General features: G+C 36.6%; 18 protein-coding genes. All 18 read left to right on the top strand.

Annotation, left to right across the window (positions count from 1 at the left end):
* Positions 1-154 precede the first annotated feature (154 nt).
* The 18 genes from MJG50_RS04885 to MJG50_RS04795 all read left to right on the top strand — a co-directional run bounded on the left by MJG50_RS04885 (position 155) and on the right by MJG50_RS04795 (position 20,448).
* A complete protein-coding gene (locus MJG50_RS04885) occupies positions 155-1,495 on the top strand; it encodes an FAD-binding oxidoreductase (protein ID WP_240253315.1) in 1,341 nt (446 codons plus the stop codon).
* Positions 1,496-2,153: 658 nt separating this feature from the next.
* Entirely contained in the window at positions 2,154-2,795 is a 642-nt protein-coding gene (locus MJG50_RS04880; protein WP_240253234.1) for a hypothetical protein, read from the top strand.
* Positions 2,796-2,803: 8 nt separating this feature from the next.
* Positions 2,804-4,450 carry a phage baseplate assembly protein V gene (locus MJG50_RS04875; RefSeq protein WP_240253232.1) on the top strand — a complete coding sequence of 549 codons (1,647 nt, stop codon included), beginning with the start codon at positions 2,804-2,806 and terminating at the stop codon, positions 4,448-4,450.
* Between the two features lie 15 nt (positions 4,451-4,465).
* The gene (locus MJG50_RS22290) at positions 4,466-5,563 is read left to right on the top strand and encodes a pentapeptide repeat-containing protein (RefSeq protein ID WP_240253228.1); all 1,098 of its coding nucleotides are present in this window, start codon (positions 4,466-4,468) and stop codon (positions 5,561-5,563) included.
* Positions 5,564-5,616: 53 nt separating this feature from the next.
* Positions 5,617-6,120, top strand: coding sequence for a hypothetical protein (locus MJG50_RS04865; protein WP_240253227.1), 504 nt, complete (start codon positions 5,617-5,619; stop codon positions 6,118-6,120).
* A 93-nt stretch (positions 6,121-6,213) separates the two neighbouring features.
* A complete protein-coding gene (locus MJG50_RS04860; RefSeq protein WP_240253226.1) occupies positions 6,214-6,612 on the top strand; it encodes a DUF4280 domain-containing protein in 399 nt (132 codons plus the stop codon).
* A gap of 29 nt (positions 6,613-6,641) precedes the next feature.
* Positions 6,642-12,071 (top strand): RHS repeat-associated core domain-containing protein, encoded by a 5,430-nt coding sequence (locus MJG50_RS04855; protein WP_240253225.1) that lies wholly within the window; start codon positions 6,642-6,644, stop codon positions 12,069-12,071.
* A 25-nt stretch (positions 12,072-12,096) separates the two neighbouring features.
* Positions 12,097-12,996 carry a hypothetical protein gene (locus MJG50_RS04850; protein ID WP_240253221.1) on the top strand — a complete coding sequence of 300 codons (900 nt, stop codon included), beginning with the start codon at positions 12,097-12,099 and terminating at the stop codon, positions 12,994-12,996.
* A 359-nt stretch (positions 12,997-13,355) separates the two neighbouring features.
* A complete protein-coding gene (locus MJG50_RS04845) occupies positions 13,356-13,826 on the top strand; it encodes a hypothetical protein (protein ID WP_240253219.1) in 471 nt (156 codons plus the stop codon).
* 377 nt (positions 13,827-14,203) lie between these two features.
* On the top strand, positions 14,204-14,671 hold the full coding sequence (locus tag MJG50_RS04840) for a hypothetical protein (protein ID WP_240253218.1): 468 nt from the start codon (positions 14,204-14,206) through the stop codon (positions 14,669-14,671).
* 330 nt (positions 14,672-15,001) lie between these two features.
* Complete coding sequence (locus MJG50_RS04835) at positions 15,002-15,328, top strand: DUF5713 family protein (protein ID WP_345893203.1); 327 nt, start codon at positions 15,002-15,004, stop codon at positions 15,326-15,328.
* Between the two features lie 333 nt (positions 15,329-15,661).
* A complete protein-coding gene (locus MJG50_RS04830; protein WP_240253217.1) occupies positions 15,662-16,195 on the top strand; it encodes an SMI1/KNR4 family protein in 534 nt (177 codons plus the stop codon).
* 288 nt (positions 16,196-16,483) lie between these two features.
* The gene (locus MJG50_RS04825) at positions 16,484-16,942 is read left to right on the top strand and encodes an Imm44 family immunity protein (protein WP_240253216.1); all 459 of its coding nucleotides are present in this window, start codon (positions 16,484-16,486) and stop codon (positions 16,940-16,942) included.
* Positions 16,943-17,147: 205 nt separating this feature from the next.
* Positions 17,148-18,182, top strand: a complete 1,035-nt coding sequence (locus tag MJG50_RS22100; RefSeq protein ID WP_275695505.1) for an RHS repeat domain-containing protein — start codon at positions 17,148-17,150, stop codon at positions 18,180-18,182.
* Between the two features lie 29 nt (positions 18,183-18,211).
* On the top strand, positions 18,212-18,592 hold the full coding sequence (locus MJG50_RS04810; RefSeq protein WP_240253215.1) for a hypothetical protein: 381 nt from the start codon (positions 18,212-18,214) through the stop codon (positions 18,590-18,592).
* Positions 18,593-18,896: 304 nt separating this feature from the next.
* Positions 18,897-19,166 carry a hypothetical protein gene (locus MJG50_RS04805; protein ID WP_240253214.1) on the top strand — a complete coding sequence of 90 codons (270 nt, stop codon included), beginning with the start codon at positions 18,897-18,899 and terminating at the stop codon, positions 19,164-19,166.
* A gap of 351 nt (positions 19,167-19,517) precedes the next feature.
* Complete coding sequence (locus MJG50_RS04800) at positions 19,518-19,784, top strand: hypothetical protein (protein ID WP_240253213.1); 267 nt, start codon at positions 19,518-19,520, stop codon at positions 19,782-19,784.
* A 40-nt stretch (positions 19,785-19,824) separates the two neighbouring features.
* Positions 19,825-20,448, top strand: a complete 624-nt coding sequence (locus MJG50_RS04795; protein WP_240253212.1) for a hypothetical protein — start codon at positions 19,825-19,827, stop codon at positions 20,446-20,448.
* Positions 20,449-20,453 lie beyond the last annotated feature (5 nt).

Genomic DNA, 20,453 nt, shown 5'->3' with positions numbered 1-20,453 from the left:
TTATAAAATGCAGTAAACTTCTCCCTTGGTACCCCTTATAATGCATTCGTTTCCAAAAACGGATATTTGCCCCATACCCTTCATAATACTTCTACATACTTTATTATGAAAGAATACTTCTGTAAAGAATATTGGTCTTGAAAGGGTGGTATTTATCAACTCAAAAACACAATTGACGGGACGAGTGATTTTTAGAGACGACCCCGGGTATGAGAAAGCACGACTAAATTGGAATCCGTATACTAACACATTTCCCCTCGTTATTGTATTCGCCCAAAATCATAAGGATGTGTCCAACGCAATAAGATGGGCACGGGAAAACAATGTTCCTCTTCGTGCCCGTGGCGGGCGCCATGCTTTGGAAAGAGATATGTCTGTTGTAAAAGATGGCATTGTCATAGATGTCAGTGAAATGACTCGCGTTCGACTAAATAGCAGAGAGGAAATAGCACTTGTAGAAACCGGTAACGATGTGGGGCCAGCTGTGAAGACTTTAGCTAAAAAAGGTTTCATGACACCTTTTGGAGATAGCCCGACCGTCGGAATTGCCGGTCTTACACTAGGCGGTGGAATTGGGCCAATCCAACGCACAATTGGTCTGGCCAGTGATAATCTTATTGGGGTAAAAATGGTTGATGCTCAGGGAAGAACACTAATTGCTGATGAAAATAATAATTCCGACCTCTTGTGGGCATCGCGCGGTGGAGGCGGGGGGAATTTCGGCATCGCTACAGAATACAAGTTGAAAGTACATCGTGCACCTGCAAAAGCAACGATGTATGATATTATATGGCCGTGGGAGCAAATGGAAGAGGTTGTTAAAGTCTGGCAGAGATGGGCACCTTCTGTTGACGATAGATTAGGCGCTATATTGGAGGTTTTCAGTAGAACCAATGGGTTACTCCACGCAACTGGACTATTTCTCGGTTCAAAAGCAGAATTAACCGATTTGTTAGAACCATTATTAACAACAGGTACGCCTACAGAGATTAACATTCAAGCTTTACCTTGGCCAGCTCTCGTTGACAAATGGCTTGCACCTGACCCAATACCGACAGACATGAGCAATAAATTTTCATCATCCTGGGGATTTGAGCCATTTCCAAATGAAGCAATCAAAATCATGCGCCGTTTTCTTGAAGAAGCAACCGGAACCGAATCCAACTTTTTCTTTCTAAACTGGGGAGGTGCAGTTAGTAGAATTTCTCCAAATGCCACAGCATTCTTCTGGCGCGATCCAAAGTTTTATTTTGAGTTTAGTGCAACCTGGACGGATCCTTCTGAAGCTCAGAGAAACCTTGCCTTAGTGGAAAGAACGAGGGAGATGATGAAGCCGTTCGCCAAGGGCTCCTATGTTAATGTTCCAGATTTTAATATTGAAAACTTTGGACCTGCCTATTATGGAAGGAATTTTGACAGACTCCGAAAAGTAAAAGCAAAGTATGATCCGATGAATGTATTCCACTATCCGCAAAGTATCCCCCCTGCCCATTAGTGTAGCTTAGTACAATAAGTGTTAATTCACCATCACCAGCACCCTATTATGTGTTGCGACTTACACTCAGTGCACGTCGAGGTAGTAACGTAAATGATTTTAAAAGAAGTAGCAGGCTCCCGATAAAGGGAGACCTGCTTCTATTTATATGTTGGGGCGGCACATCGGTAATGAATAACCGATGTGCCGTCTTCTTTTTAAAAGATAGGAAAGTATAATTCGACAGAACGAGACTTTTTACCCGTGCCGAACTTCCTCCATCTGAACATTGGGCATAATCATCCTACACCACTTACAATATCTAGAAAGAGAATGGGTTCCAATCCGCTATCCTTGGCATATGCCTATAAATGCTGAAGTGAAGCCATATTATTAAAGTGAATTTTATGATAATAGCTTGCTATTCTAGCTGTTTTTTATAGGATTTATAGCATATTTACAAAAAAAGTAACAATAATATACTATATTTAACAACTAATAATTGAACTTCAATAATTTACCGTAAAAGGTAAATTTCCCATAATAAATAACATCAATTAAAGCTAGTTTGGAGGGATTGTGATGAGTGAGAGCTAACGAAATTGTCTAGCCTGTAGGGAAGTAAAAATACTAGATAGCACGATTAATAGAAATTAATCGGTACAAAGGAGTGTCAAAGATGGATTATATGGATGAACAAATTACCGGAATGACGAAACATGCAAGACAGAAGAAACGAATGGAGAACATCGAAAAACAATTAGTACATACTGACATTGTCAAAGCGATCCAAGCGGGTCAACTAATGATCGAAGATGAAACGATGGAGTTTATAGAAATTGGCTTTTATGACAATCAAATCCGGATGTGCATCCCAGCAGCATTTGAAGTGATGACACCAGAATTGATGGATATTAAATACCCATCAAGCCGCAGACCCGAGTATATCTATACAAGTGAAAGTACATCAATCAATGTCACGATGAAAATCATGGAACAAGAGATTAAATCGGAGGAATTAGAAGATTTCACACACAATATGATGAATATGCTTAGTAAAATGCAGCCAAGTGCAGAAATGTTAGATATCGGCATGAAGGAAGTTAACGGAGAACAGATTGGCTATTTTGATTTCATCACGCCAGCATTAGATGGCAAGATTTATAACTTAATGTTTCTGTTTATGGTTGGTGAGAATGTGACGATGGGCTCGGTTAATTGTTTGAAAAAAGAGATGAATATTTGGAAGCCACTTGCTTACGGCATGATGGAATCTATCTCGATTGAAGACAAAATAGTAGAAGGAGAAGGTGTTGTCTGATGGACCGGATGAATACGAAAAAACTTGATAATCATTCGTTGGCTGGAAAACCCGTTCAAAGCAGTCCTTTTGCAGAGGAAATGAATGCAAAAATAGCTGCTGGGGCAAATCAGAAAGAATCAGTAGATAAGGTATACAAAAGAAGCGAAAATGGCAATCAATCAGGGAAAGAGCCTGCCTTAACTTATAAGGATATTATTGTCATGCCCTATAATATTCGCGTCCATCAAATCGAAATAACACAACAAATGAATGAGCATGCTACATTGCATTTAACGGGTCTGATCCCAAGTGAACTCGAAGATATATATGTATATACGACAGATGTAGAAACGGCTATTGAAGTATTGCAAATCGTTAGCGATGGACAAGCGATTCCTATTTTTAATGGGCTGGCATTAGATGTACAAGTGAAATCGGTTATGAACAACTATTATTTAGAGGTTAAAGCAGTTTCCCATACGTATGTGTTAGATGTGAAGAAGAAAAACCAAACCTATCAAAATGCAAGTATGCCCTACAGTGAATTAATAGACGTATGTATTGCCGATCAAAAAGGTGCAGATTTCATCGATTGTGTAACGGATGGGGCCAAAATTGGCAATTTCACGATGCAATATTTAGAGACAGATTGGGAGTTTCTTAAACGAATGGCATCGCGATTCCATACAGGATTGGTGCCGGAAACAGTTTACCCATCATCAAAGTTTTACTTCGGTGTACCGTATCAAGCTGACGGTACGAAGGAAATGGAAGCAATCAATTATCGAATCAAAAAGTCAATCGGTAACTTCCTTGTCTCAAGTGAAAATTATCTTGAAGGAATTACTGATAGTGATTATATGTACTATGAAGTTGAATCGATTCAACCATTCAAAATAGGCAATGAAGTGACTTTCCAATCAAGAAAACTGTATGTATATAAAATCTTCTCGACGATCAAAGATGGTTTGTTCAAGCATATCTATACGTTAACACCTGAGAACGGTTTCAGTCTCCGCACTTCCTATAATCAAGCCATTATTGGCGCCTCTATTCAAGGAAACGTGATTGACATTAAAGGCGATAAAATTCGCATTCATGTCGATTTTGATGAGGATCAAGATAAAGATACTGCCTATTGGTTTCCATATTCAACAATTTATGCATCAGAGGATAATACAGGTTGGTATGTCATGCCAGAGTTATCTGATAATGTGAGAATCTACTTCCCTAGCAATCGTGAGGATGAAGGGATTGCGCTAAGCTCAGTAACTAAGTCACCTCCACAATCTGGTGCGATGTTAGCAGAAAGTAATCAAGCAAGTGGCGGTCAATCAAGTGCTGCACCAGCAGCAGATAGTCGCCAAGATCCAGGGCGGATGGTTGATCCAGATGTCAAAACACTCAGAACCAAGCATGGCAAACAAATTCTACTTGCACCAGATCGGATTGTCATATCTGGTGGAGGGTTATTGATTACACTTATGGATGATAATGGAATTTCGATTATAAGTGATAAAAATATTAACATTAAAGCAACAGAGAAAGTCGTCATCAATGCAAAGCAAATTATGATAAATGCGGATGAGAAAATTGAGATGATTTGTAAAGAAAATTCAATCAAGATGGAAGACAAAATGGAGATTAAAGGAACGGAAGTACGAGCAAATTAGTGAGGGCGTGAATGCGTGAAGCGAGAAGAAGCATTACAGCATTTTATGGATGAATATGTGTCAGTTCATGTCAGCCGGTTGCAAGAGTTGGTAGATCAACAGTTTCGGCAAGATAAGAAAACATTGCTGCAGCCAATCATTGCTTCACTTGAACAACTGTTTGTAAATATTAGAGACCGGCAAGAACAGGGAGAGTTAGCGCCAGTTGCCTTTATTCATCTATCATTACTAAGAACATCATTACTAGAAAATAAGTGTACATACTTGCTAGAAGCATATGGGAAAACATGGTATTACGATTTGGTCGAGTGCACGGCACAGTTTGAAGCGGAATGGCTTAGTGAGGCGATTATTGATTTACAAAAGACACTTGAAAAAGAAAGAAAACCGTATCTCACCATTCAAACAGCTGACATTCGAGGCATCATTCAACAGACAGTGATTCTGTTTCATCAGTATATCATTCAATTGGTACGCTATCTCTTTCGCTATCAAAAAGAATACGTACCAGAAATGAATTTTCAGCGAGCAGCGTGCTTGAGATTTCGTGTTGGTGAATATAAAGGCTTTAGTGAGGATGTAGCGATCTTTGACGAACGGGAACGAGTGGAAAAAAGTCTTATCTCATGGTTAGAGGAAAGAGAGGCTGACAAAGCGTATACGTTTGAAAACTTCTCAAATCTGCAATTACAGCAGAAACAGTTCAACCAAATGGACTTTTCCTATGCGGATTTCAACGGGAGTAACTTAGAAGGTGCTTTATTGAAACAAAGTGTTTGCATTGGTACTAGTTTTGTAGATTGTCAGTTATCGAATGTTGATTTTTCTTATGCAGCCATTCAGGATGCTGATTTTCGAAATGCCAATTTAGTAGGTGCTAATTTTACTCATGCACAAGGAAAAACAATGAGGCTTTCCGATGGTGAAGTTGCGTGCTACCTTGGTACTGATTTTCGAAATGCGAATTTGGAAAATGCAAGGTTTGAGTTTGCACAGATTACAGGTGCCCATTTTACAGGCGCAAATTTAAAAGGGGCTACCTTCTTTAAACGAGATCAAGAGAAGTACCAATTTAGCCCAGACCAAATGAAAGACATTCATTGGATTAGTTGACTCTAGTCACAAAAATAATTAGATACGCACAGTGATGGGTAAAGGAGGAAAAGATGGAGTATTTTATTCTTCGGCAAGATCAAAGTATTACAAATCCAATCATTCCTTTAGCGACTAGTGAAGCTTTCGATGATGATTTTGTTTATTCGTCTGTATTCGCGGAAGTGGTAGAGAAGGAGAATGCACTGTATCTGGATTATTTGGACAAGCCCGAAAGAATTGTGTCAAATGATATGAAAGAGTTATTTGCGAAATACGAGGATGACTTAGATTTTACAGCGATTGTATTTACAGATGTAAAGAAAGGAACACAGCGTTTGTATTGGCTTTTAGACATTGTGAGGAAAAACTGTATATCCCATGAGACAACTTTTACCCCAGACGGACTAATTAAGGAACTCGTGATTGATCCCAAGAAAGTGGAATTGGATTGTATTTTTCAAGTCGACACCATTAAAGAATCTTTCACAATTGTCAATTTAGATGTTGCAGAAAGTATGTTACGACGATCACTTCTAGGATTCCAGCTACAGAGAGTAAGACTTGAAAGACGATAGATAATGTTTGCTGAATCATTCCAAATTACTGCCTGAGAGTAGTTTGGGACGTAAGTGTTGATTCGCAGAACGATACGAAAGGAAGGATATCTAATGGCTCAAGTTGTGGAAAATTTGGAGACTGAGAGTTCGGATCAGGAACAATTTAGTTATGTGGTACATGGAGCAATTATTTCCTGTGAACATGGCAGCCATCTCAATTATTTAAACTTGCCGCAAGATCATGGTGTTTATATTAAAGGGAAAGCTGTGATGAATGTAGGAGATCGAAATCCAGAAAACATCCCCACATTCGGTGTCTGCTTGAAATTGAAAAAACCGTGTACACCAGTATGTTCCATTGATTGGATCGATGGGATGGAGAATGTTCATATAGAAGGGAAGCAAGCGTTATTAAACCGCTGTCATAATCAATGCTCCGCAGGCGGAGGGAAAATTGATATTGTCCATGACGGGCAAGAGGATTTGGACATACCGAAACAAGGGTTTTAAATATGAAATTGATAGAAAGGAGGTAAGTTATGAATTCGCAAGGAGAACAAGGAGTACATATGGTTAGTACTTATGTGGATATTGAACTCGTATGGCCGTATCCACTTGTTCGTTTAGATAAACTAACAATCAAACATAGTGGCAATGACCATGCAAGATTGTACTTTACTGGAATAATCGCCGAAGAGCAAGCTCAGAACTATATACAACAGGTCAGTCATACAGATGAAGTTGTTGTGAAATTTGGAAAGGATAAAGACATTTTATTCTCAGGAAGAATTGAAAATGCGGAGTTACAAGCATCGCAAGGGGTGCATTATGTCACAGTTGATGCTGTATCATTTACGGCAAATATGGATATTGTGAAGCGCTCACGTTCTTTTCAAGATGCGAGTATGACGTATGAGCAGTTAATGGATACCGTCGTCGAAGCCTATCCTCACGGGGATTACATCGATAATGCGTCTGACGATCAAGCGATTGGTCATATTTCGATTCAATATATGGAAACAGATTGGACATTTATCAAAAGAATGGCATCCAATTTGCAAGCGGTTGTTTTTCCTGATCTACAAGGTAATAGTCCTCGGTTCTGGATTGGTCCACCTCAAAGTAGCAAACGTGTAACGATCGACCATCTGCCTTATAAATTACGTAAGGATATGGATGCGTTTTGGTTGATTACAGAAAACGATGGCACAGATGTGAGCGAAGCTGATTATATCTTTTGTGAGTTTGAAAGCACGGAATCCCATGAGTTGGGGACAAAGGTACATTTAAAGGGAAGAAACTATATTATAACTGTTCGGGAAATCAACCTTGATGGTGGCGTACTGAAGTTTCAATATACTGCCCAACCAGAAAGAAGTATTCGCCAGCGATTGGTACGCAATTTAGATTTCATTGGTGCAGCATTTTCAGGCAAGGTTATTGATATCACACAAAACACTGTCAAGGTCCATTTAGATATTGATGAGAAGCAAGATAAAGAAAAAGCGCATTGGTTTGCTTATTCAGCAGATGCCAATAGCGTCATGTATTTAATGCCACAATTAGGTTCACGTGTCCAATTGCACTTTCTAAGTGCCGTTGAAGAAGAGGCAATCGTCATCAATTCGGTGCGTGTGGATCCAGCCACACCAGAGGGGAGCCAAAAGGCATCGAAGAAAATGGCGGATTCTACCGTTAAGTCATTGGTAACCAATTACGGGAAAGACATGACATTAGGTGTTGAAGATATTACGTTCAGTGCGGTAGATGGGGTATTGGAATTAAAAATGGATGATGGAGAAGGAATTACATTTCTAAGCGATAGTACGATCATGCTAGCAGCGGACGAAACTCTCGAAATGAGTGGAATGAAAGAGCTATTCATGGAGGCGGAAGAATGGATTGCCATGTCAGCACAGGAAGATAGTCATGTGATCCTTGCGGCTGATACTCAGTTAATGAGTACGCTCATCCATCAAGAAGGGATAGAGAAGAAAAGTCAACCACTGAAGATTAATGAAGAAGCGGTCGAAGCTACGCAAAAAGTTGACGTAATATTCCCACAAAAGGCGGAGAAGAAGAAAAAGAAGAAAGGCTTGTTTAGCAAAATTTTAGATGGCGTAAGTCTCGCGCTGGATGTCGCTGGGTTTATTCCTGGTATAGGTGCAATTGCGGATGTTGCGAATGCAGGACTAAGCTTGGCGCGAGGAGATTACGCGGGTGCAGCGATGAACTTAGTAGGGGCAGTCCCAGGTGTTGGTGATGCAGCCAAAGCAGCCTATAAGGCTAACAAAGCGGCAAAAGCCGCAAAGAAAGCAAGTAAAGCTGCGGATAAAGCCGCAGGTGCATCAAAAGCAGTAAAAGGGATGAAGGCTGCTTATGGTAAAGTAGCCAAAACACTAGATAAAGTAACAGAGCTAGCCAATAAGGGATCGAAGCCCGTGAAAACGGCCGCAGATAAAGTCGTCAAATCGATGGATGAAGTGCTTGGCGTCTCGAAGGCAGTAGATGGCATGAAAGCAATGGCCAAAAATGTCCTGACAAATGTTAATCACAAAGTATTAAAGAAATTTAATTGTACAAAAGGGTTGAGTGAGAAATTTTGTAAAAGAGGGTTTGAACCGGTTGATTTAATCACAGGACGTATGATTTATGAAGGCGTCGATTTTGAACTGCCTGGACCTATTCCTTTATCATGGGAACGCGCATGGTATAGTGATAGTGGTCGGATCAGCTTGACAGGTCATGGGATGCATTTTAAATATGATCTAGCATTTGAGATTTTTGAAGAGGAAGAATTGATTGGGATCGTTGTAACTGATGGACGAGCGGTTGGCTTTCCGATTTTGCCTACGAACTTGCCGTATTTTAACAAGCGTGAAAGAATGACGCTAACAAATACAGGTGAGGAGTACCATTTATTTGAACATGATACTCGATTGATTTATGTATTCGAACCAACAACAGAGACAATCTACCGATTAAAAGCAGTGAGAAACGAACAAGATCATCAGATTCTGTTTGCATACAACGATAGAGGCAATTTATCTCAAGTGACCGACAGTGTGGGGCGTGTGCTTGAGGTTACTACGAATGAGGCAGGCCGAATGACAGAAGTTGCCTTGCGTAAGCGAATGGCACGAGAAGTCTTGGTTCGTTATGTATACAATGATGTACAAGATTTAATCGAGATCCAAGATGCATTAGGGCAAAGTACGTATATAAAATATAAAAACCACCTAATGACGCAAAAAATAGATCGGAATCAAAACTCCTTCTTCTGGCGATATGACGGCCCAACAACAGGGGCACGTGTAATTAAAACATGGGGCGATGGAAATGTTCTTGCGGGTGAGCTTTCTTATCACGAGGGCTATAATGAAATTACCAATAGTTTAGGTCATAAAAGTTATTATTATTTTAATGAGGATAATCTTTGTACGAAAATCGTTCATCCAGATGGGAGTGAAGTCAGTTACGAATATAATGAAGACTTTGAATTACTCCAGGAAGTCGATGAAGATGGCCGTGTGACAACCTATCAATATGATGAGTGGGCCAATCCAGTGACAATTACTCTTGCGGATGGCAGTACATTATCCTCACAGCATGATGACAAAGATAGGCTAATTCAAGCTGTGAACGCAGAGGGCGGCAGTCGTCAATGGATATATAATGAAGACGGCACATTACAGGCAAATATATTAGAAGATGGTACAAAGACTGAATTCTCCTATAATGAGCATCTCTTAATTGACACAGTAACGAATGCACAAGGTCATGTGGTACGCTTAGCTTATGATGTAGATCTGAACTTAAGTCAAGTGATATTGCCAGACGGGACAAGCTCGACATGGACGTATGACCATCGTGGCAATTGTACAACAACGACCAATCCGTTAGGAGCCACAGAGAAGTTCCGTTATGATTACTTAAATCGGCTTGTCCAAGCAAATCTTTCAGATGGTAACGACGTCCAATTGCAGTATAATGCCTATGATGATGTTGTTTTTGCGAAAGACAATCATACGCAAGTTTCCTTTGATTACACGATTCTTGGCAGTTTAACGTCTCGCGAACAAGGCGGGAAGAAAGTCAAATTCACCTATGATACAGAAGAGCAGTTAACCGCAGTGTTCAATGAAAAAGGCGAAGCGTATGAGTTTGAACGTGATACGAAAGGCAATATCATCAAGGAAATCGGCTTTGATGAGATGGAAAAAACGTATGAACGAAGTCAGGCAGGATTGGTTCAAAGGATAAACCGACCTGGTGATCGCTGGACAGCGTATCAGCATGACGGTCTAGGAAATGTCACTCGTTCAGACTACTATGATGGCACATGGGAAACATTTGGATATGACAAAAATGGTTTGTTAAAAGAGACTGCCAACGACCATGTGACCGTCAAGCTAGAGCGCGACCTATCTGGACAAGTGATCAAAGAGTGGCAAAATGACCATTGGATTGCCAGTAGCTATGACGAGTTAGGCAATCGTTCCCAAATTACGAGTAGCCTCGGTGCAAAAATTGATGTCGCACGTAATGAGATGGGCAATGTCTTACAAATGACAGCTTCTCGCTCTGAACAAGCTCAGTGGACAGCCTCCATGCAGTACAATGAACTTGGTCAAGAGATTGAGAGAATTCTACCAGGGGATGTCATCAGTAAATGGCAATATGATATAACTGGTAGACCGACACATCATCGAGTAAGTAGTCAAAATCGGGATACACGAAGACGCGTATATAATTGGGATGTTAATCACCGATTACGCAGCACGGTCAACGAATTAACTGGTGTAAAAGTCACCTATGGTTATGACGAATTTAGTAACCTTGTGTGGGCCAACCAAGACAGTAGTCAATTTGATTTCTTATACCGCAGCGTCGACGATGTCGGGAATTTGTATGAAACGCGAGATAAATCAGATCGTGTCTATGGCGCTGGCAGTAGATTGCTAGAAACGAAAGATGCCAAATTCTTTTATGATGAAGAAGGAAATCTCGTAGAGAAAGTCGAAAAGAATGGTGATACGTGGAAGTACGAGTACTATGGCAATGGGATGATGTCAAAAGTTATCAAGCCAGACGAGACAGAGGTTACTTTCAAGTATGATTCGTTAGGTAGACGGATAGAGAAGAGTTCTGAAGATAAGGCTACTCATTTTGTATGGGATGGCAATACGATTCTTCATGAATATGATTCGCAGAATGATTCAGTTGAACTAGAAAATGATCATCTAGTCACATGGGTGTTTAATGATGGGTTTGTACCTTCAGCCAAAATTACGAGTGAGGGTAATTATAGTATTATTAGTGATTATCTGGGGACGCCAGTGGAAGCCTATGATGAACTAGGCAATAAGGTTTGGTCGGCTGAGCTTGATGTTTATGGAAGAGTGAAAGAATTTACAGGTGAGAAAGACTTTATACCATTTAGGTATCAGGGACAGTATGAAGATCTGGAAATAGGATTATACTATAATAGATTCCGATACTATGACCCAGAACAAGGGAATTATACTCAGATTGATCCGATTGGACTTATGGGGAATAATCCAACATTATATGGATATGTAAGTAATTCATTGATAAGTGTCGATCCCTTTGGTTTAAAACCTACTCAAAAATGGATGAGAGATTATTTGCGAGAGATTTTGGGTGCTGATTTACATGCAGGAGGGGCATATGTTTTTCAAACAATTGATCCAAGAGATGGGCAGGTAAAATGGTATGTGGGTAAAGCAAATGATTTGTACAGAAGATTAACAGGGCACATGAGAAACTCTAAGTTAGAAGAGAATTTTATGGAAACAGTAGGCGTAATAGTCAATCCTGGGGGATCGTCAAACGATCATTTTAGACTTGAGAGTAAGTTGATAGAAGAATTTGGTGATGAACCATTAGCAAATAGAATTGCAAGTCCAGGAAATTCTCTTGAAAGTAAGAAAGTAAAATGTCCGTAAAATTTTCATATATAAAGGAGAAATTATGTTAACTGAAGAACAGATTTTTTTAAATATTTATGAAAGAGAATGTTATGACCGCCTTTATAAATACTACAAGTACAGTTTAGATGGCAATGATTCACTTCAAAATGAAGATATGGAGATGTATTCTATTAATGGACTTTCTCTATATGGTCAAGAAGAAATATTAGACTTGAAAAAGTTGAGTGCTTTGAGTGGAATAAAGGCAATTGCATTAAATAGGTATCTCTATACATCAGTTGATACTCTTTCAAAGTTTAGGGAGCTTGAATATTTCCAATTACTGAATTTATGTGACAATGTAATTCCGTTTAATAACTTTGAAAAGCTATGGTGTGCAGAAATAAACTACGATAAAAAAACGTGTAATTTGATTTTTGATAATTTGGAGCTAGAGTACCTTACTCTTCATAATTATAAAGAGAAACATCATAATGATTTGTCTAAATTAAAGAATATAAAGAGACTTAATCTAAACCAATTCAAGTTGCAGAATCTTGAATTTATATCTCAATTACAAAAAATAGAATTTCTTGGTATTTCTTATAATAGGAACATAACTACAATAAAAGATTTAGATAAAACTAATCTAAAGGGTCTTAGTATCGTAAATTGTAAAAAAGTAATTGATTGGGAAATTATAGCAGGGTTGGAAAAAATAGAGGAAATTTACTTAGCAGATTGCGGTGAAATTGAATCGGTATCATTTCTAAATGAGCTTCCAAATCTAAAAATGCTAATGATCACTGGTAATACAACTATTAAGGATGGATTATTGAAAGATATTATTGAAAAAACAGGCCTTGAAAAAGCTAATATAACATTAAAAAAACATTATGATATAACTGATGATGACTTAAAGAGGTTCAAATTTGTTCAGTATTCAGGCTTGCGGAACTAAGTAGTTCAATACAACTAGATTTAGGTCGAACATAGGAAGAAAACAAAAAATAATATTTGGTGGCTGTGCTTGTAACTTTATTTATACCATCATCAAAAGAGTAGCATAAATCCTTTGAACACTGGATGATATTGCTACTCTTTCTTATTTAATAAAATTAGGTGCCAGCAAAGCAATGAAAGCAGATTATAAGAACTAAATAAGTAAACTCACAAGATTAAAGGTAACAAGAGAATGGCTATTGCAAAAAAAGTACTATTAAAGACTTGCTACGTTAGGCGATTGAAGATGCACGGATGAAAATATCATAAAAAAGCAAGGAGAATGAGAAGAATTCTGATTTCGGGAGTAGTGTTACGATGATTATTGGATTGAATGAGATATTGAATGGGAAAATCCCTGTAGATGAAATGGATTTAGCGGGATTGTCCGATAAAATATGGGAAATCGGAGGACTGGGCGTTATTCAAGAGAAGGTGTCGCCAGAGTTATTTCAACTTTACATTGCAATCAATACGATTGGTAATTGGCAGTCGGATGGTTGGGACGGTATCATTTCGAATCAGCTGGAACTCGTACCGTATATTTCTGAGGTTTTGCCGAGATTTAGCTTGCAGCATTTGCAGCATGTTTTTGACGAAGTCATAGCGATTTTTCCAGATTTTATTACATTTGAGGATAATTCACTTTATTGTGACATGATTAACTTCCTACACAATATCCGACTTAAAGTAAGAGAAGAACGCTTGAATGCGTACACGCAAGAGGCGCTTAAGCCTTCTTTTTTCATACAATTAGTAAGAGAACAGTTTCCATTCCGTTGCATCTAAGGAAGGGTCTGCTATGACAAAAATGGTTCATTACTTGAGAAGGGAAAATGAGCATGTAAATGTCAAGCTAAGAGCGAGACCCATCCGGTCAAGTCATCAGAAATAGTAATCAAAAAATAAAAACTGTAAGTAGTAACTATTTTCTTTTTAACACCAAAGATAGTTTGACTTTACCCTTTTTAGTTGATTGATTAAGGTTTGCCAATGTACTTGGTGAAAATAGTAAAATTGATATTTAAAATTTTTAAAAGAATAGCAAGAATCTTAGGAATTGGTTTTTTTTGCCACCCCTTTTTGTGAATGATACTTATCTATAAATGTTTTCGAAATTTAGAGCGGAAATAAAATTTGAAGAAGTTTCTTGGGGGTAACTATACATGCAAGAAAATTGGGTAGTTTTTCAGGATAAGTTAAAAGTACGTAAATTGAAAAATGAAGAAATGAATGAAATAAAGCGTTTATCTGTTTTAAGTCAGGAGAAATTAGAAATAGTAAATATTGATGATTATTTAATTTCAATTGACAAAATTAAATTAGAGTTGGCCTTTTATAGAGATAATAAAATAATTGAGAAGGAGGTAGAAGAGATAGCATTTGAAATTGGTTCTTTATATGGAACGTTTATCGAAAGAAAATACGGTTGGAAATGGCGGTATATAGAGAAAAATGATAATAAAGGCTATTGTGTAGTCTCGGAGGATCAAAAGTTTTGCTGTCCAGTGCATAACTATATCTATACTATTTTGACAGATACAGAGAAAAGTAACAATGTAAAGTTGTTATTTAATATGCTGGAAGTTATACATAAGGAAAAGGTGAGAGGGTTATATAATTTTATCAATTAAGAGCTTATTACGATTCTATTAGTATTTACTTGTACTTTTCAAAACATATGTAAATAAGAATTCAAAAGATCTCCTATTTACTAAATAGAAGTAAATTTAGACGAAGGTGAAAATAATGAGGATAATAGAAATAATGCACCTGAAAATTTAACTACCTACTGGTACCGACATTAAGGAAATTCGGAGAAAATATAAGATAGTAGATAATACAAATGGGAAAAAAGTAATCGTTAATACACATTTTTAGAATCAAGAGCAGTTAATAAATAAATAAAAAATTTTTCTAAATAAAAATAATCTTAGAGTATATGGAGCAAAGGAGGAAATATTGTGAAGAAACTAGATTCTGAATTCAAATACCTATTGGATATGTATGAAGATTCTTTTTATCCAACGTTTTTAGTGGATAAAATTAAATTGAAAATAATTAAGGTAGTCCATTTTATTGAAGAGAGTACGCATACAATTGAAGAGGTTCAGGAAAAGTTAGATAAAATGACTTTAGCTATCAATGAATTACAGAGTGAGTTTTATCAAAATAATAGTGAAATTGAAACTGTTGCACGAGATTCGATCGGAGCAACAGTAGAAGAAATTTTACAATATTTTGAGCTTGATATTGATATTGAAGAAGCTTTAAGAGAACGAGAATGGTAAAAATTCAATAGTCAAGGTATCTTTATACGATACTCAAGATTTGAACTAAATCAGTTTCCTTATTATATACTTGGTAAAATGCTGGTTATAAAGATTCCTAAACATATGTAAAGAAGACGTCATAAGCTCTTGGTGTAAAAGTTACCTATGGTTATGACGAATTTTAGTAACCTCGTCTGGGCCAATCAAGACAGTCAATTTGATTTCTTATACCGCAGTGTCAACGTTGTTAGGATTTGTATGAAACTCGGGAAAAAACAGATCGCATCTATGGCGCAGTTTGTAGATTACTAGACTTAAAGAAGAAATAAATTAAAAGGATGTGTAACCTAAATGAACAACAATTATAAAAGTAATTCTAATAAATTTTTGGATAATGACATTTTATTTGAGAATTCCTGGAAGAGTGTATCTCTTTCCGAAATAAATGAAATTGTACCTGATGAGTTTCCAGGAAAAAAAGATTTTATAGAGTTTTACCTTACTACTAATGGAGGTGTGTTTTCTAAAGGAGCATATATTTATCCAAATAATTTTTATGAAGTATTAAATAAGGATTATTACTCTATAGAAATTGGTAGTTTTTATCATATTCTGTTAATAGAAGATGAGGCTGATTCTGTTTATACAACATCTATTGAAAGGGCAAAAGATAGGAGGATAGATTACTCTGAGGAATTCGAAGATTTTGTTCTATTTCATATTCCTTTTGCTGATAATCATGCAGATAATGATTTTTGGATTGATATTCAAACAGGAGAAATTAAATACATGGATTATGAAATAAGTTCCGACCCTAAGGATGCAATAATTGTTGCACCTTCATTTCCCGATTTTTGCAAGCACATTCAGGCAAAACTTAAGTAATAGAAGATTGTTTTCAGAAACAATGTGTAAAAGGAAATAAGACTACGAAGGAAACTAGAACGCCATACGATATTGTTGTTGTTGTTGTTGTTGTTGTACTTGTTGATAGTGTGACGATTGTTATACTTTATCCAAATGTTGTCTCTAAAAAAGTATTAGAATGGCTACACAACTAGTCGAAATTAAATAATGAAAATATGAAAATTAGAGGTTATGAACAATGGAAAGGATTTTTACCTCAACGCAATAAGGGTAGACCCTAAATAAGTTATAGAAGGTGTGTGTTGTATGGATTTTTCAATAGTTACAGACACTGCAGGTGCGAGCGTTGGTGAATTAATTAGTGAATTAAGAAACGCATTGGAATCTAATATAAATTCAAAATATAGGAATGTCGATGTTTCGATTGGGATAGCCTTTAGATGCTTACCTGAATCATATGGAAGAAAGTCATTTATCAGATATACTAAAAAAGATAACTATCTGACAATCGATATGGCAGTTACTGTAGAAGAATATGAAAAAATGTATAAAGTAGAGCAAAGGTATTATTTGGGGAATCTATTTTTAGAGTTTCTAAACACTGCGTTAGAAAAACACAATTTTGAAGGGCTTGAAAAAGAGATGTTCATAAATGACATTAAAATGTGGGCAAGAGAGATCCCTTTGAAAATGGATAATGGTTCAACTAAATTGTGTAATTGGTTTAATGAAGAGATTGATTGGTCCATAGATCTTGATAAATAAAGATGGTTTTATCTTGGTTTAAAGAATTTTTAAAATTTTATTTGACCAAATAAAGAAATTAAAAACATATGTAAAGAAGATGTTGTTGTCTTCATTTATATATGTTTTTTCTGTATTTATTTACTATCTTTAATTGGAATATATTTTCGTGAAAGATTAGGAAGTATGAATGTAGGTGCAGGCAGTAGATTACTAGAAACGGAAGATGCAAAATACTTTTTATGATGAAGAAGGAAATCTCGTAGAGAAAGTCGAAAAGAATGGTGATACGTGGAAGTACGAGTACTATGGCAATGGGATGATGGCGAAAGTCATTATGTCAGGCAAGACAGAAGTGACTTTCAAGTATGATTCGCTAGGTAGACAGATAAGGAAGAGTTCTGAAGAGAAGACAATGAGATTTGTGTGGGATGGGAATACGATTCTTTATGAATATGATTCGCAGAATGATTCAGTTGAACTAGAAAATGATAATCTAGTCACATGGGTATTTAATGAAGGTTTCGTACCATCAGCTAAAATTACGAGTGAGGGTAATTATAGTATTATATGTGATTATCTGGGTACACCTGTCGAAGCTTATGATGGAGAAGGTAAAAAGGTTTGGTCAGCTGAGCTTGATGTTTATGGAAGAGTGAAAGAATTTACAGGTGAGAAAGACTTTATACCATTTAGGTATCAGGGGCAGTATGAAGATCTGGAAATAGGATTATACTATAATAGATTCCGATACTATGACCCAGAGCAAGGGAATTATACTCAGGTTGATCCGATTGGAATTACGGGTGGGAATCCAACTTTGTATGGGTATGTCCATAATCCTTTGATTGAAATTGCTCCTTTTGGATTGGATAGTGCCAAGTTAGATAAAGCTTTAGGTGGATCTATTGGTGATGGCAAGGAAGCCCATAATCTTATCCCTGAGGAAATTTTGGGGAAACATCAAGCAATGTTTGATCATTTAGGCATGGGAATGGATTTAAAATCTAATGGAATTCACTTGCCAAGTAGTAATTCTCGTCGAATGCAGAGGGGAGCGGAAGTATATCATCGTGGCTCTCACCCTCAATATAGCCGTTATGTAGATAGTCGAGTGAATAAAATAAAAAGTAAATGGAAACCAGGAATAAATGATGACGCAACTATGAAAAGATTACAAAGGTTACAAACTAGGTTAAAAGGGAAAATAAAAGCAGGGGAAGTTCCAAGAGGTAAAGTATCCTGTTATAAACTTGGATAGACAAATCAATTACAAAGGAGAAGTTTTATATGGAAAAGAAAATTGAAGATTATATTCATGAATTAGAACGATTAGTAGGACTGGCTGAAAATAAAAAGGATAAATATTTATTCCAAGACCCAGCATATGAAATAATGGATGAAATTGAAGAGTTAGATAATGCATTTGATTTTATAGAGCCTATATTTCTATTAGTTGAAAGAAGCCCAGATATTGATTTTGGCGGTCCTGGACCATTTGGGAGTTTTTTAGAAAAGTTTTATCACGATGGTTATGAAGACTTATTAGTAAAATCATTACATCGAAAACCTAAGAAGTATACAATTTATTTATTAGAACGTCTTTGTAATGATAAAAATAATCCAAAAACAAAAGAATATTGTACCTTATTAGATTCATTAAAAAAATAGAAAAGTAATAGTAGCCTCAAAAGCATATGTAAGGATAAAAATTATTGTTTTCTTTACATATGTAATATAAAAATGAGAGAAATAGAATATAAGTACTTACAGGAAATGGTTGTGTCGAAGGTCATCAAACCAAATCGGACAGAAGTGACCTTCAAGTATGATTCGCTAGGTAGGCGGATTGAGAAGAGTTCCGAAGATAAGGCTACTCATTTTGTATGGGGTGGCAATACGAATTTAAATGAGTATTGTTTGCAGAGTGATTCAGTTGAACAAGAAAGTGATAATCTAGGCACATGGGTATTTAATGATGGGTTCGTCCTTTCAGCTGAATCGAAAAGTTCATCCAAAAACTGTTGGTATATCTGTTTCTCCAAGCACACAAGATTTACCAACACATCTTAAATATCCAGAGTTTGGTGGTACCGGTAAAGATCCAATTTGGAAAATGAATGCAAATAATTTAGGTTCTGATTTGGTTCATGTTCCTGATAAACTTGGTCACGGAACTATTCAAGCAGCTAGATCTATGTCATTTGAAGATTATCAAAAAAGCTTTAGCAGAAACACAAACTAAGTGGGAGAGAGTACCATATCACTAAATAAAGAATTATCCAATTATTCTCAGAGGAAATAAACAAAAAGTTTTAGGTCGAACATAGGAAGAAAACAAAAAAATATTTGGTGGCTGTGCTTGTAACTTTATTTATACCATCATCAAAAGAGTAGCATAAATCCTTTGAACACTGGATGATATTGCTACTCTTTTTCTTTAATTAAATTAGGTCTTTTTCAGATGAAGTAGCAGATAAATTATCCGGATTGTAAATGCTTGAAGAATTAATTGACCAAATTGAGGAGCTTTCTGTGGGGAATGTGAAGCCGTGATACGAAAGGCAATATCATCAAGGAAATTGGCTTCGATGACATGGAAAAAACGTATAAGCGAAGTCAGGCAGGATTGGTTCAACGGATAAATCGACCTGGTGATCGCTGGACAGCCTATCAGCATGACAGTCTAGGAAATGTCATTCGATCTGATTATTATGATGATACTTGGGAAACGTTTGGCTATGGTAAAAATGGTACTTTAGTAGAAACTGCCAACGACCATATGACTAATAGGCAAAACCAAGTAGGACAAAACAATGTAAATAGGAAAAGCTATCTTGATTCAGTCGATCAACATTTATAAGCTATTAAGATATGTTGATAGTCAAAAGGAGTTGCGAGTGATGTCAAAAGTGATATGGAAAGCTAATCAAGTAATCAGCATAGAAACAAAACGTAAAGATGAAAATCGAAAAAGTAATATTTATGTTTTAGCACAAATGATCAATAAAGCTGAATTGTTAGTTTTTAATTTATTTAAAGATGATAACAATTGGGAGGATATTGATTTGAATGAGGCACCTATTTTATTCTGTACGACTGTAACAAGACAGTTTATTTCAAATAGTAATATTTTCAGGCAAAAAATAAAACCACTAGCAGGGTATCAACCTCCTAAATATAAAATAGATGCTTTAGGTATGGGAAGCAGACGTGTAACTGTATGGAAGGGTACTGCAAATGAGCGAGAAATATTAATATTGGGAAAAGGTGGAGGGAGATTAATAGAAGGAGATATGTCTACAGGAAGTTATAAAGAAAATATCATTATTCCTAAAATACCTTTAACAGACAATGATACTATTGATAAATATGAATTAACAAATGTTCGTATCTATTCAGAATTTAATGAACGACTATATCTTTGCTATAGGTTTGGGAAAAATGTAGACCCTTTAAAAGATTTGATATTTGATAGACCTATCCCTCTTGAATACCAAGAATATATTGACATTATCTCTTCTTAAAAATT

The sequence above is a fragment of the Fredinandcohnia quinoae genome (assembly GCF_022427965.1).
In the GTDB taxonomy this organism is placed as follows: Bacteria; Bacillota; Bacilli; order Bacillales; family Bacillaceae_L; genus Ferdinandcohnia; species Ferdinandcohnia quinoae.
Note: the sequence above shows the minus strand (reverse complement) of the source record. Positions and strands in the feature narration are given on the sequence as shown.